At 68.5% G+C, this 13,471-nt stretch carries 16 protein-coding genes, 1 tRNA gene and 1 pseudogene; 9 read left to right on the forward strand and 9 right to left on the reverse strand.

Annotated features, from left to right (window positions below):
• Window positions 1-225 (forward strand): annotated as a pseudogene (locus tag Q5716_RS15560) (phosphate ABC transporter ATP-binding protein); the annotation flags it as partial.
• A gap of 37 nt (window positions 226-262) precedes the next feature.
• Here Q5716_RS15560 and Q5716_RS15565 read toward each other — a convergent pair.
• The gene (locus Q5716_RS15565) at window positions 263-1,975 is read right to left on the reverse strand and encodes a cytochrome c biogenesis protein DipZ (RefSeq protein WP_305004078.1); all 1,713 of its coding nucleotides are present in this window, start codon (window positions 1,973-1,975) and stop codon (window positions 263-265) included.
• A 149-nt stretch (window positions 1,976-2,124) separates the two neighbouring features.
• Here Q5716_RS15565 and Q5716_RS15570 point away from each other — a divergent pair, with 149 nt between their 5' ends.
• Entirely contained in the window at window positions 2,125-2,778 is a 654-nt protein-coding gene (locus Q5716_RS15570; RefSeq protein WP_305004079.1) for a fasciclin domain-containing protein, read from the forward strand.
• A 72-nt stretch (window positions 2,779-2,850) separates the two neighbouring features.
• Here the strand turns inward: Q5716_RS15570 and Q5716_RS15575 are convergent, their stop codons facing one another.
• The 6 genes from Q5716_RS15575 to Q5716_RS15600 all read right to left on the reverse strand — a co-directional run bounded on the left by Q5716_RS15575 (window position 2,851) and on the right by Q5716_RS15600 (window position 7,179).
• Entirely contained in the window at window positions 2,851-3,831 is a 981-nt protein-coding gene (locus Q5716_RS15575; RefSeq protein WP_305004080.1) for an SRPBCC family protein, read from the reverse strand.
• A gap of 36 nt (window positions 3,832-3,867) precedes the next feature.
• A complete protein-coding gene (locus Q5716_RS15580) occupies window positions 3,868-4,212 on the reverse strand; it encodes an ArsR/SmtB family transcription factor (RefSeq protein WP_305004081.1) in 345 nt (114 codons plus the stop codon).
• A gap of 33 nt (window positions 4,213-4,245) precedes the next feature.
• On the reverse strand, window positions 4,246-4,959 hold the full coding sequence (locus Q5716_RS15585) for a hypothetical protein (RefSeq protein WP_305004082.1): 714 nt from the start codon (window positions 4,957-4,959) through the stop codon (window positions 4,246-4,248).
• 19 nt (window positions 4,960-4,978) lie between these two features.
• Window positions 4,979-5,746: an anti-sigma factor gene (locus Q5716_RS15590; protein WP_305004083.1), complete on the reverse strand. Its 768-nt coding sequence runs from the start codon at window positions 5,744-5,746 to the stop codon at window positions 4,979-4,981.
• Entirely contained in the window at window positions 5,743-6,327 is a 585-nt protein-coding gene (locus Q5716_RS15595) for a sigma-70 family RNA polymerase sigma factor (RefSeq protein ID WP_305004135.1), read from the reverse strand. Before Q5716_RS15595 ends, Q5716_RS15590 begins: the two co-directional genes overlap by 4 nt.
• A gap of 222 nt (window positions 6,328-6,549) precedes the next feature.
• A complete protein-coding gene (locus Q5716_RS15600; protein ID WP_305004084.1) occupies window positions 6,550-7,179 on the reverse strand; it encodes a DNA-directed RNA polymerase subunit beta in 630 nt (209 codons plus the stop codon).
• A gap of 117 nt (window positions 7,180-7,296) precedes the next feature.
• On the opposite strand from Q5716_RS15600, the gene Q5716_RS15605 reads away from it, so the two are divergent.
• From Q5716_RS15605 to Q5716_RS15635, 7 genes are all read left to right on the forward strand, one after another.
• Window positions 7,297-7,372 (forward strand) — tRNA-Lys (locus Q5716_RS15605).
• Window positions 7,373-7,452: 80 nt separating this feature from the next.
• Window positions 7,453-7,938: a hypothetical protein gene (locus Q5716_RS15610; RefSeq protein ID WP_305004085.1), complete on the forward strand. Its 486-nt coding sequence runs from the start codon at window positions 7,453-7,455 to the stop codon at window positions 7,936-7,938.
• A 57-nt stretch (window positions 7,939-7,995) separates the two neighbouring features.
• The gene (locus Q5716_RS15615; RefSeq protein WP_305004086.1) at window positions 7,996-8,271 is read left to right on the forward strand and encodes a type II toxin-antitoxin system TacA family antitoxin; all 276 of its coding nucleotides are present in this window, start codon (window positions 7,996-7,998) and stop codon (window positions 8,269-8,271) included.
• Window positions 8,272-8,354: 83 nt separating this feature from the next.
• A complete protein-coding gene (locus tag Q5716_RS15620) occupies window positions 8,355-8,786 on the forward strand; it encodes a GNAT family N-acetyltransferase (RefSeq protein ID WP_305004087.1) in 432 nt (143 codons plus the stop codon).
• A gap of 33 nt (window positions 8,787-8,819) precedes the next feature.
• A complete protein-coding gene (locus Q5716_RS15625) occupies window positions 8,820-9,776 on the forward strand; it encodes an LLM class flavin-dependent oxidoreductase (RefSeq protein ID WP_305004088.1) in 957 nt (318 codons plus the stop codon).
• Window positions 9,777-9,996: 220 nt separating this feature from the next.
• Window positions 9,997-10,494, forward strand: coding sequence for an FBP domain-containing protein (locus Q5716_RS15630; protein ID WP_305004089.1), 498 nt, complete (start codon window positions 9,997-9,999; stop codon window positions 10,492-10,494).
• A 66-nt stretch (window positions 10,495-10,560) separates the two neighbouring features.
• Window positions 10,561-11,589, forward strand: a complete 1,029-nt coding sequence (locus tag Q5716_RS15635) for an aminotransferase class V-fold PLP-dependent enzyme (RefSeq protein ID WP_305004090.1) — start codon at window positions 10,561-10,563, stop codon at window positions 11,587-11,589.
• On the opposite strand, the gene Q5716_RS15640 is transcribed toward Q5716_RS15635, so the two are convergent.
• Both Q5716_RS15640 and Q5716_RS15645 read right to left on the reverse strand, forming a co-directional pair.
• Window positions 11,586-12,206: a bifunctional 4-hydroxy-2-oxoglutarate aldolase/2-dehydro-3-deoxy-phosphogluconate aldolase gene (locus Q5716_RS15640; RefSeq protein ID WP_305004091.1), complete on the reverse strand. Its 621-nt coding sequence runs from the start codon at window positions 12,204-12,206 to the stop codon at window positions 11,586-11,588. The two genes, Q5716_RS15635 and Q5716_RS15640, sit on opposite strands and share 4 nt — an antisense overlap.
• On the reverse strand, window positions 12,203-13,462 hold the full coding sequence (locus Q5716_RS15645) for an MFS transporter (RefSeq protein ID WP_305004092.1): 1,260 nt from the start codon (window positions 13,460-13,462) through the stop codon (window positions 12,203-12,205). The genes Q5716_RS15640 and Q5716_RS15645 overlap by 4 nt, the downstream gene beginning before the upstream one ends.
• Between the last annotated feature and the right edge of the window lie 9 nt (window positions 13,463-13,471).

Here is a 13,471-nt window from a genome sequence, read left to right on the forward strand (position 1 = left end):
CTCGCCATCGAAGACCTCATCGAAGAACTCAAAACCGACTACACCATCGTCATCGTCACCCACAACATGCAACAAGCATCCCGCGTCTCCGACAAGACCGCGTTCTTCACCATCGCCGGAACCGGCAAACCCGGCAAACTCATCGAATACGACGACACCGTCACGATGTTCTCCCGGCCGTCGGTGCAGGCCACCGAGGACTACATCTCCGGCAAGTTCGGATAGCCCCGGGCCGGCCCCCTGCGCCGGCCCGGACATCCGACTATCCGAAGGTGAACGAGTACGCCTCCACGCCCGGCTCGAGCGTCACTTCGAGAGTGCCCTGGCGCGAGTCGCCGAGCGGGATGATCGGATACGAGTTCGGCGTACCCGAGACCTCGAACTCGGTCGACTTGCCGTCGATCGTCACCGTCACCGTGCCCTCGCCGCCGAGCACCATCCGCACCTCGCGGGCGGTGTAGTTGAGCCGGATGCTCGCCGGGCCGTCTGCCGGAGTGGCGTTCTGGAAGTCGATCGTCCAGTCGCCCTTGAGCGCAAACGTATCGCGCGGCTGGTCATCCGGGTAGCGGTAGGTGTTCGTTCCCGAGGCGTAGTCCTCGTCGCCCGCGAAGTTCACCATCTTGCCGAGGCTCAGGTACGTCTCGGGGGTGGTGCTGCCCGCCTCGGGCGTGTCATCCGCGACGTCAGTGGGAGGCGGGAGCTGGACGTCGGGGTTCGCCTGCACCAGCAGTTCGCGTATGAGCTTCTCCGTGTTCGCGTAGCCGCCCTCGCCGAACTTGATGTGCCGCACCGTGCCGTCGGCGTCGATGAGGTAGTGCGCCGGCCAGTAGCGGTTGCGGTAGTTCGTCCAGGTGCTGAGGTTGTTATCGAGGGCCACCGGGTACTCGATGCCGAAGTTCTGCGCGCCAGCGATGACGTTGCGGGGCTCCTTCTCGAACGCGTACTCCGGGGAGTGCACTCCGATGACCGTGAGCCCGGCATCCTTGTACGCGTCGTACCAGGCGTTGATGTGCGGGATGCTCCGCTGGCAGTTGATGCAGGAGTACGCCCAGAAGTCCACGAGCACGACCTGACCGCGCAGGTCGGCGAGATCGATCGCCTCATTGCCGGGGGTGTTGAACCACTGCTGGATGCCCTGGATGTCGGGCGCCGTGCCGCAGGACTCGAGCTCCGTGGCGCCGTTCGTGCACAGGTCGAGGTCCTTGTTCTGGTCGTTCTCGAGCCCGCCGAGGTCGAGCTGCTCGGCGATCGCCTCGTCGCTCGCGAACTGGTCCTGGAGGGCGCTCGTGTAGTCGGGCACGAGGCGCTGCAGGAGCTGGGGGAGGTTGAACACCAGGCCGATCGCGAGCGCGATCATCACGACGCCGCCGATGGTGCGGATCTTCTTCTGGTGCTTGCGGAAGGTCTTCACGCGCTCCGCCACGCGGCGGCCGGCGAGCGCGAAGATGAGCAGCGGCAGGGCCGCGCCGACCGCGAAGCTCAGCGTGAGCACGATCGTCTCCGGGCCGATGTTGCCGGTCGAGCCGGCCACCGTGATCGCCGCGAGCACCGGTCCGGCGCACGGGACGTAGACGGCACCGAGCGCGAGGCCGAGGACGAAGCCGCCGCGCTCGGTGCCGACGTTCTTCTGCGGGATCCACGAGAACGGCTTCTCAAGGATGTGCTGGAACTGCGGCACGATCAGCCCCACGCCGATGAGCACGAGCACGACGATGCCCGCCCAGCGGAGGAAGTCCTGCGGCAGCCCGAGCAGCGCCAGCACGAGGGACCCGATGAGGGTGAACAGGCTGAACGCGACGACGAGTCCTGCGATGACCTGGTAGGGGCGCCACCGGCTGACCGTGGCGGGAGCATCCGCATCCCGCGCGCTCATGGCGCCGCCGGACAGGAAGATGACCGGCAGCACCGGCAGGATGCACGGGGAGATGCCCGTGATGAGCCCGCCGAGCAGGCCGATGAGAGCGAGGCTGAGCACGTTGTCCTCCAAGGAATTCGGTTGACACGCATTCGGAACCGAGCCCGCTGCAGGTTGGCCGAAGAAAAATCCAAACCGATTGCTCGCCCTTCCCGAACTCCAGTGCGACGGGCCCGCACCGCGGCCCCCCTCACCTAAGGAGAGATCCCATGCGAGTTCTCAACCGCACCACCCTCGCCGCGCTCAGCCTCGCTGCCGCGGCAACGCTCGGCCTCGTCGGATGTTCGCCGATGACCTCCACCGAGACCGAGCCCTCCTCGGCGCCGACGGAGGAGTCGCCCTCGATGGAGAACGACTACACCGCGGACCTCGTCGGATCGGGATGCGCGGCGTACGCCGAGGCCAACCCCGACGGCGGCGGCTCGATCGTCGGCATGGCGCAGGACCCGGTGGCCGTCGCCGCGTCCAACAACCCGCTGCTCACGACCCTCGTCGCGGCGGTCTCCGGCCAGCTCAACCCCGACGTGAACCTCGTCGACACGCTCAACGGCAGCGAGTTCACCGTCTTCGCTCCGGTCGATGACGCCTTCGCGAAGCTCCCCGCCGACACCGTGGCCGCGCTGCAGCTGCCCGAGAACGCGGCGCTGCTGACGAGCATCCTGACCTACCACGTCGTTCCCGGCCAGATCCTGCCGAGCGACATCGTCGGCGACCAGACCACGGTCAACGGCGCGACCGTCTCCGTGACCGGCTCGGGCGACAACCTCATGGTCAACGACGCGAAGGTCATCTGCGGTGGCGTCCACACCGCGAACGCGACCGTGTACCTCATCGACACGGTGCTGATGCCGCCGGCCGAGTAGCCGACACTCCGCACAGCACGAAGGCCCGCCCCGCTACCCGGGGGGCGGGCCTTCCGCTGTTGACCGGGGATGCTACGCCGTGACGAGTTCCTGCTCGAGGCGCGCGTAGCTCGCCTCCATGCCGTCCGTCATCCCCGTCGCGAGGATCATGTCGCGCTGCGCCACATCGGTGTAGGTGATGTACAGGGTCAGGAGTGTGACCCCGTCGACCTCGTCGAACGACAGGTCGTTGACGGTGCCCGGGAAGTCCGTGCCGCTCATGCGCTCCGTCGACACCAGGCGGCGCTGCGGCTCGACGACCACAGTCTCGCCCTCGAAGCCGAACGGCTGGCCGGCGGTGTCGCCGACCGGCGCCCAAGCGTAGCGGTACGGGGTGCCGGCGACGGGGTCGAGCTCGCAGACGGTCATCTCCCACCCGTCCGGCCCGAGCAGCCACTGCCGCATGAGCGCCGGCTCGGTGTGCGCGCGCCAGAGGAGCGAGCGCGGGGCCTCGAAGGCGCGCGTGATGCGCACGTGCGTGTCATCCAGGATCTCCGTCTGCGTGCCCTTGCCGAGGGCGTACTCGCGCAGGTCGGCGAGAACGGTGTCGAGCTGGCCCATCGACTGGCGCATCCCCTCGACCTGACCCATGTCGATCACCTGTTGCAGCGCCTCGAGCGTGGGTGACGTCGAGAGCACGGTGAGGCGGGAACCCGTGGGCGTGGCATCAACGCTCACCGTCATCTGGCCGGCGGGCATGCCGGGGTCGGCGGTGCCGTGCTCGTCGGCGAAAGCGTCGGTGACGGTGAACGAGCGCGGTGCATCCACCGCGGTAACGTCCCAGCGGCCGTAGAACTTCTGGCCCTCGGGAGACGTCATCCAGTAGTGGACGACTCCGCCCGGGGTCAGTTCGAAGCGGCCGAACGTCGCGGGGTAGCCGGGCGGGCCCCAGAACCGCTCGAGCTGGCGCGGGTCGGCGAAGGCCTCCCACACCCGCTCGGGCGCCACGGGGAAGTCGGCGACGAGCGTCATGCTGAGCGCGTCGGTGTCGGTGGTGATGGATGTCACGGGCATGGTGCTTCTCTTTTCTCTCGTGTCTCTAGTGCTTCTCTAGTGCTTCTCGTCGTCGGCGAAGAGCGCATCGAGGCGGTCGATGCGTCCGCGCCAGAGCTCGGCGTAGGCGTCGAGCAGCCCGCGGGCGCGCTCGATCGTCTCGGGCTCGGCTCGCACGATGCGCTCCCGGCCCCGCGGTTCCTTGGTCACCAGTCCTGCTCCCTCCAGCACGGCGACGTGCTTCTGGACGGCGGCGAACGACATCTCGTAGGAGTCGGCGAGCGCGCTCACCGATGCCTCGCCGATCAGGGTGCGGCGGAGGATGTCCCGGCGCGTGGCGTCGGCGAGCGCGTGGAAGATGCGGTCGACTTCCGCGTCACTGAGTTCAACTTGTACAACCATTTGGTTGTACGTTACGGCTCGTTTCGGGCGCTGTCAAGCGCTCGCTCGGGGCTTTGCGCCGCTAAGCTCGCGCCGCTTCATGAGTGTCTCCATGCGGCGCAGAAGGCGCCGCCACCATGAGCTAGCGGTCCTCTTCTCCTCTATGAATATTCGGAGCCATGTATCAAGTTGTCTATCGGCGGTCAGAAAACGGACCGAGGCATCACTTTCGAGGTCCTTTATGAGATCTGAATCGGGGTCCCGCTCCCATACTTTTATGTAGTGCATCAGGCGATCTCGCCTGTTCAATCGAACGTCGACGATGGAGCGAAAGAACCCGGCTGGCGCTTCGCGCTCGGCGCTCGTCAGTTCAGGGTCGAGATACTCAAGCAGAGCCGCGTACACGACGTCGCGCATTCTCTCACCGTCGGGAATCCCTGCCATAAGCACACTCAGTCGGTCTTCCGACTGAGTCATCTCACGCATATGGTGTGCGAGCTCTCGTTTCGATGTTGCGTTCTCGTAAACCGCGATTCTCGCCTCGGCGAACTGGCGCATTGCCAATGCTGCATCCAGTCGCCTCTGCCTGAGTCGATCGCGTTCGGCCTGCTCCAGCATTGCACCGGTGGCGTTCCTTGCACTTCGGGTCGCGAAGTAGATGGTCAGCCACGTGACCGCCGCTGTAACGACGACAGTGGCAGCCATCTCCCAGATCGCGAAGTCGGCGATCAGAACTGGGGCCGGCACATTCCAGGACGGTGTTTCCACCCGAGAACTTTATGGCGGTCTAGGCGGTCTCGATGACCAGGACGGGATCCGAGGTGGGCTGCTCGGAGCCGCCGCGCGGTTCCACCGTGACGCCGATGACGTCGCCGGCGCGCATGTCGCCCTCGAGCACTCTCGACGTCTGGCTTCCGTCAGCCGTGAACGTGCCGGCCGGGCGGGCGCCGTCCTCGCCGATGTACCAGAGCTCGTAGACCTGGTGACCCGGGAGCGGCTCGAGCCCGTCGACGATGAGCGCGGATGACGCGAGCTCACCCGACCACACCAGCGTGGCCGAGCCATCCGGCAGCTCCACGGTGCGGCGCTGGGAGTCGGCGGCCGCCGTGATCTCGGCGATTGCCGCCGCCTGCTGCTGGTACTGGCCCTGTTGCACGAGCGACGTCGCGACGATGCCGCCACCGGCGATCAGGCCGAGAACGGCGGCCGCGCTCGCGAGAGCGATGAGCGGGCGCTGACTCCAGCGGGAGCGGGCGCGCAGCTCCGCGGGGCCGGGCGCCGGGGCGGCGTCGACCGCGGGAAGCTGGGGCGTGCCATCCAGCTGGGCCATGATGCTCGCCTTGAGCGACGGGGGCGGGGTGACCGGTGGCACCGCGAGGCCCAGCAGCACGGCGGTGTCGCTCAGGCCCGTGGTCTCGGTGCGGGCATCCTCGGATCCCGCCAGGTGCGCCTCGAACGCGGCGCGCTCCTCGGCGCTCAGCGCGCCCAGGGCGTAGGAACCCGACTGGATGGCCGGGTCGGTCGGTGTGGGCTCGGTGGCCTTCGGGTCGGTCACGATGCCACCCCCAATTCGTCTCTCAGCCGGATCATCCCGTCACGGATGCGGGTCTTCACAGTGCCGATCGGCACGCTCAGGATGCTGGCGACCTCGCTGTTGGAGTAGCCACCGTAGTAGGAGAGCTGGATCGCTTGACGCTGCAGCTCGGTGAGCCGTGCCATCGCTTTCTCCACTCTCTCGTGCTCCACGGACACCTCGACGCTCTCGGTGACGTGATCGTAGTCGGAGGAGAAGTCGCGGATGCCCACCTTCAGGTCTCGGTCGCGCGACGACTGGGATGCCCGCACCCGGTCCACCGCTCGGCGGTGGGCCATCGTGAGGATCCAGGTCGTCGCTCCCCCTTTGTTCGGATCGAACCGCGTTGCGGTTTGCCAGATCTCGAGGAACACCTCCTGGGTGACCTCCTCCGACTGGGAGTGGTCGACAAGGAGGCGCTTGACGAGACCGAACACGCGCGGGGCCACCTCGTCGTACAGGTCGCTGAACGCCTGCTTGTCTCCGGCGGCCACTCGCTCGAGGAGCGCCTGCTGGCGACTCGCGGGCGAGACCTCGTTGTCGTGCGGCACGTCGTCAAGCATCTCAGGTCGCAGCGAGATCGGGGCGCTCATGCAGGTGATTCGGAGCAGTGCGGCGGGGTGGATGGCTGCGCCCGGGCACAAAAAATGCCGGGCCGCAGAACGCCTCTCGGCGCAAGGCCGCTCGGAGCGGCTATTAGTGGAGCCCGGGGTTACTGCGGCCCGGCCATGTAAGTCTAAACAACGCGCGGCCCCCGGTATTCCCCGCGCTCACAGGCTCGACTGCTACTCGAGCGACCCCGACCGGTAGAGCCGCGCGCACGCGGTTAGCTCGTCTGCCGTGAGCGCGAAGCGGTCGGCGCGGGTGGTGAGCTCGGTGGCGCGCGCCGGTTCGGTGGCTTCGGCATCGTCGGCGGCGGACGTGCATCCCGCCGCCTCGATGCGGCAGAACGCTGCCGCCCGGTCGAGGGCGACCCCGAAGTCGCCGCGGAACAGCCCCCGCAGAATCTGGTCGGCGAGGTCGGTGATCTCCTCCGGTCCGGTGGGTATGGATGCTCCCGCCACCGCGGCGTCGATGGTGGCGAGCACCTCGGTGCCCCGCTGGAACAGGTAGCTCGTGCCATCCGGATCCTGCCGGATCACCACGCGCAACAGGTAGATGCGCCACAGCGCACCCGGCAGGCTGCGCGGGCTCGACCGTGCCCAGAGCTCCGCGATCGCGTCGATGCCGTGGGCATCGGTGAACGCGACGAGGCGGTCGACGACGGCCGGGTCATCCGTCTCGCGGGCCCGGTCGATGAGGGCGTGCGCGGTGTCGTGGGCGACGCGCATGATCTGGGCGGGGTCCTCGCCGCCCTCGTACGTGTCGAACTTGTCGCCCGAGTACTGCGTGGGCTTGTGGAAGTCGTCGGCCATCGGGGTTAAGGGTACGCGCGTGCGCCGAGTGTGACGATTATGTACGCCCCGAGCGGCCCACCGGACGTTTTCGTCACACTCGGTGGCCCCGCGCCGCCCGGTACTCTTGAACGCGTAGGGCCTGTAGCTCAGTTGGCAGAGCATCGGACTTTTAATCCGCGGGTCGTGGGTTCGAGCCCCACCGGGCCCACCATCTCTTGGCTAACGAAGCCACCATTCACTCGAGGATGGTCCTTGAGCCAACCGCGCACCGTGAGACGTCAGGATGGGACCGTGGCAGTCACTCAGCAACTCGCACGCCTGACCGAGAGGCAGATCGCGCTCTGCGGCTCCGACGTCGCCATGCTCGAGCGGGTGTGCGGAGGAGAAGAGCTGCCAGCGGACGACTACGCGCAGCTCGACTGGGCGCCGGCGATGCTCAACCGAGCAGCGGCTAGGTCAGGGCTGGCACATCGGTTCGTCGAGGCTCTTGAACGATCAACAGCAGGAAGCCGAGAACTTCATCCGGGATATACGGGTCTGTTCGCGACTTATGAGGCGTTGACATGCCTGAGCGAAGCCGAGACTGCAGCCATAGCCGCATTGCTCGACACAATCGACACTCGCACACTTCTGTCTCCTCCCGCAGTCGAAGCCGCGAACGAAGGATTTGGAGTCACCGACCCGCAAGGCTATTTGCTCGAAATGTTCGAGCGGCTGAGGGGCTTCTACGACGGCGCGGCACGCCGCGGGATGGGCATGGCCCTGTGGTGGGATTGATTTCGCGCAGGTCAAACAGACGTCAAGTGTACGGACAATTGCCGTACAATCGCCTCCATGCCTAACGCGACCAAGTCCGATCGGCTCGAGCTGCGCCTAACCCCCGACCAAAAGTCGGAGATCGAGCAAGCGGCCGCTCTCTCCGGCCGAAGTGTCACCGACTTCTCCGTGACCGTCCTGGTGCGAGAGGCCGAGCAAGTGATTCGCTTCGAGCGGGAACTGCACCTGTCGAAGAAGTCGTGGGATGCCTTCAACGAGATCCTCGACCGACCGGCGAAACCCGTCAGCGGTCTCGCCGACCTTCTCACGCGGCCCACCGTCTTCTCCGATTGAGCACGTTCCGCTCCCCTCGCGCGCTCCAGGCTGGCGACGAGTTCGTCACGTTCGACTGCGGCGAAGCATCCCTCAATGAGTGGTTGCGCTCCCGCGCGCTCAAGAATGAAACCACGGGAGCATCGCGCACCTTCGTCACCGTAGAGAACGAATCGGGCAAGGTTGCCGGCTACTACTGCCTGTCGGCGGGCTCCCTCGCGCTCGAGGATGCGTCCGGACGCGTGAAACGGAACATGCCCTCCCCCATCCCGATCATCCTCATCGGTCGGCTCGCAGTCGACAGGCAGTTCCAGGGGTACGGCCTTGGGGCATCGATGCTTCAGGATGCTGTGCTCAAAGGCGTCGAGGCATCCCGCTTGCTCGGCGCGCGTGCTTTCGTCGTCGATGCTCTCAATGAGGAAGCCGAGCGGTTCTACCGAAAGTTCGGTTTTGAGTTGATGCCGCACGCAGCGAAGCGAGCAATGTACCTCCTGGTCGCCGATGCCGAGGCCACGATCGCATCGATCACGGCCTGACGTGATCGGGGTGCGACGTGCCACGCTGTACTCGTGACCGCACTACCGCGCCAGGGCGTCATGCTGCCCCGCGACCTCCCCGCCGACCGCATCCTGGAGTTCGCCCGGCTCGCTGAGGAGCTCGGTTTCGACGAGCTGTGGGTGGTCGAGGATCTGGGGTTCCGCGGCGGCATCGCTCAGGCGGCGGCCGTGCTGGGGGCGACATCGCGGGTGCGCGTCGGCATCGGCATCCTTCCCGCTGCGGTGCGCAACGTCGTGTTCGGGGCGATGGAGCTCGCGACGCTCGCCCAACTGCATCCCGGACGTCTGGACATCGGTGTCGGGCACGGCATGCCGGGGTGGCTGAGCCGTGTCGGGGCGTGGCCGGCGCGGCCGCTGTCCTACCTCGAGGCGCATGTGACCGCGCTCACCGCCCTCCTTCGCGGCGAGACGGTGTCGTCGGATGCACCGCTCGAGTTGCACGGAGTCGCGCTCGAGGCATCCACGCTCCCCGACGTCGTACCCGAGGTCCTGCTCGGCGTGCGCGGACCCAAGTCGCTCGCGGTATCGGGCCGCATCGCCGCGGGCACCGTGCTCGCCGAGCCGGTGACTCCCGAGTACGCCCGAGCCGCGCTCAGCCAGATCGCAGCCGACCGCCCGCACCGACTGGTCGCCTACAACGTGGCGGCCGTCGCCGACACGGATGCTGAAGCCCTCGCGATCGCGAGACCCGGGCTCGAGTGGGTGGGTGATCCCGATTGGGCGCCGCACATCGCGCCCCTCGACTTCGCCGAGGAGTTCGCGACGCTGCGCGCGAACTCGGCGTCGCGCGCTGAGTTCGCGGCGGCGCTTCCGGACGAGTGGGTGGCGCGACTGGCGCTCGCGGGCACACCCCAGTCGGTGCGGGCCCGCGTGCACGCACTCGGCGAGGCGGGCGTCACATCGTCGGTGGCCATACCCGTGGGGGCCGACCCGTTCACAGCGACGGTCGCGTTGGCGCGAGCGCTCTGAGCGCGCGCTAGTCATCGGCGGGATCTTTCGCATCGCCGTGTCGATGTCCCATCGCGGGATAGTCCCCGCCACCAGGCGTACCATCGAACCATGCATTCCTCAGTCATGCGGTTGGAGGTCGGCGGCGGTTCATCCGCCGTCGGCAGATAGCGCTGCCCTCGGCTCCCCTCGCGGGAGCCGTCGCTTCGCCGTACCCACCGACTGACTGAAAGAGAACATCATGCTGCCCCTCGACGAGCACGTCATCCGTGCATCCTTCGTCAACGCGTCCCGCAAGGAGATCGCCGACCTCACCCTGCCCACCGACTTCGACGACCTCGCGTGGGCGAACCTCGACTACCTCGGCTGGCGCGACCCCAAGCTGCCCAAGCTGCCCAAGCGCGCCTACATCGTGGTCCCGATCGGCGACGAGCTGATCGGGGTGGTGCTGAAGCGCGCCGACGCCGACCCCCGCAACCGGGCCCAGTGCCAGTGGTGCCAGGATGTCACGCTCCCCAACGACGTCGTGCTCTACAGCGCCAAACGCGCGGGCCACGCCGGCCGCAGCGGCAGCACGCTGGGAACGCTCATTTGCGAGGACTTCCAGTGCTCGAAGAACGTGCGCATGCTCCCGCCGTCGGCCCACCTCGGCTTCGACCGCGAGGCCGCTCGGGATGCCCGCATCCTGGGCCTGCGCGATCGCTCCGCGGGCTTCGCACTCGAGGTGGCGCTCGAGTAACCCCCAGCGCCAGCACCCCGGAATTGGCCACTGACACCCGCGCCCCCGCGCGCCTACGCTCGCGGGATGCGCGAGTTCCAGGGTGAGGTCTTCGAGGGTGCGGAGCGGTTCCTCAACTCCGCCACGTACGGGCTGCCGTCGCGACGGCAGTCGGAGGCGCTGCACGCCGCCCTCCGGCAGTGGGAGCTCGGCGAGCTGGTGCCCTCGGACTTCGACGCGTCGGTGGCGGCTGCGCGGCAGGCGTTCGCGGCGATGGCGGGGGTCGAGGCATCCAGTGTCTCGATGGGCGGGAGCGTGTCATCCCTGCTCGGACTGGTCGCGGCGGCGCTGCCCGACGGCACCCGGGTGGCGACGTTCACGGGCGAGTTCACGAGCGTGAGCGCGCCGTTCGCCGAGCAGGGCGACCGCGGCGTCACTGTCACGCCGCTCGACCCCGGCGAGTTGGAGCGCCGTGCGGGCGAGTTCGACGTCGTGAGCGTGAGCCTCGTGCAGTCGTCCGACGGTCGGGTGCTCGACGTGACGACGCTGAGAGCGGCGGTCGCCGGCACCAAAACGCGCGTCATCCTCGACGTCACCCAGGCGATGGGCTGGATGCGCCTCGACACAGCGTGGGCGGACGTCGTCGTCGGCGGCAGCTACAAGTGGCTGCTCTCGCCACGCGGGGCGGCGTGGATGCACCTCGCCCCGTCGCTCGCCGACGAGCTCACCGCGCACGCCGCCAACTGGTACTCCTCGGAGACCCCGTGGTCGAACACGTACGCGCTGCCGTCGCTGCAGGCCCCGGATGCCCGCCGCCTCGACGCCTCGCCCGCCTGGTTCACCCTCCTCGGCGCCGGCATCGCCATGCCGTGGCTCGCCTCGCTCGACGCGACCGCGGTGCAGGAGCACTGCATCGGGCTCGCGAACCGGGTGCGGAGCGAGCTCGGGCTGCCGCCCGGCGACTCCGCGATCCTCGCACTCGACGCCCCCGACGCCGCCGGTCGCCTCGCGGACGCTGGCATCCGCGCCGCAGTGCGCGCCGGGAGGGTGCGCGTGAGCTTCCACCTGTACAACACCGACGACGACGTGGATGCCCTGCTGACCGCCCTCGCCTAGCCGCGCTCCGAGGCGTCCCGCAGCTCCGCCGCGATGCGGCCGAGCGCGGCCACCTCGCCGGCCTCGCCCGCCGCAGCGCCGACCGCGATCGCGTCGACACCCGCCTCGAAGTACTCCCGCGCCGTCGCCGAGCTCATGCCGCCGGTCGCGACGATCCGCACCCCCGGGAACGGCCCGCGCATCGCCCGCACCCACCCGGCCCCCAGCTGCGCCGCCGGGAACATCTTCACCCAGCCGCACCCGAGCGCGACGGCGGCCTGGATGTCGCTCGCCGTCGCCACCCCCGGCAGGTGGGGCAGGCCCGCCGCGGCCGACGCGCGCACGACCTCGGCGTCGACGCCGGGGGCGACGGTGAACGCCGCACCCAGGTCCTGGGCGCGCGCCACGAGCTCGGTGGAGACGATGGTTCCGGCACCGACGGCGCGAGACCGCTCCTCGCCGGCGCGCACGAGCGCGGCGAGAGCCGCGGCATCCGCGTCCGTCTGCAACGGGATCTCGACCAGGCCGACGCCGCCGTCCCACGCGCGCTGGGCGATCTCGACGCTGCGCTCCGCTCCGAGGCCGCGCAGGATGAGCATGAACGGCGAGCGCTCGAACTCGGTGGTGAAGTCGATCATGCGCCCTGCCCTTCCGCTTCGTCCACGACCGGTTTCGCCGCCGCGATCTGGGAGATCGACCGCCACACGATCACCAGGGTGACCGCGGCGCCGCCGAACGCGAACCACCACGGCGCGGTCAGGCCCCACGCCTGCGCGATGACACCGCCGAGAGCCTGCCCGATCACGAGGCCGCCGAACACGCCCACCATGTTGACCGAGGCGATTCGACCCTGCAGCCGCATCGGCACGAGCCGCTGACGCACGGTCGTCGAGATCGTGCCCCACACGAACGCGTAGACGCCGAAGCCGAACATGATCGCGAACGCCACCCACGGGATGCTCGTGAGGGCGAACCCCAGGTGCATGAGCACCTCGAGCGAGAGGCACACGCGCATGAGTGTCGCGAAGGAGACGTGGCGCTCGAGCCATCCGAACGACACCGTCCCGACGAGCCCGCCGAGCGCCGACGCGGTCGTCAGCACCCCGAACCCGACCGGCCCCATATTCAGGTGCTCGGTCGCGTACAACACGAGAATGCCCCACGGCGCCGCCCACGTGACGTTGAACAGCAGGATGATCAGCACGAGCGTGCGCACGGGGGCGTTGTGCCGCAGCCACCGCAACCCCTCCCGGATCGGCTGCACCCGCACCCCGTCGGCGGGCTCGTCGTGCGGCGGCACGGGGGTGCTCGCGATGCGCGCGATGAGCAGCACCGCGAGGCTCACGCACACGATCTGCACGAGGAACGGCCAGAACGAGCCGAGCGCGAACAGGAAGGCGCCGAGCGGCGGGCCGGCGAGCTGGTTGCCGACGAGGAACCCGGCCTGCAGCCGCGCATTGCCGACGCCGAGGTCGGCGGGCTTGACGATCATCGGCAGCAGGGTGCTGCCGGCCGAGTCGGCGAACACCTCCGCAACGCCATAGAGGAACGAGGTCGCGAGCACGATCCACACGGTCGCCTGGCCCGTCAGGAGGAAGACGACGAGCGCGGCGACGACGACCGCGCGCGACGCGTTCGCGATGATGACGAGCCGCCGCCGGTCGTAGTGGTCGGCGATCGAGCCCGCGAGGAGCCCGAACAGCAGCCACGGCAGGAACTGCATCATCGCCCCCGCGGCGACGAGGATCGGCGACGACGTCAGCGACGCGATGAGCAGCGGGGCGGCCGACAGCGCGATACCGTCCCCGAGGTTGCTCGTCCACGAGGAGGCGAGCAGCCACCGGAAGTCCCGGCCCAGGCGACGAGGGGCGATCCATTCACCGGGGTGGAGCATCCGGCCATC

Source organism: Antiquaquibacter soli, assembly GCF_030580675.1.
GTDB classification, from domain to species: Bacteria; Actinomycetota; Actinomycetes; order Actinomycetales; family Microbacteriaceae; genus Rhodoglobus; species Rhodoglobus soli.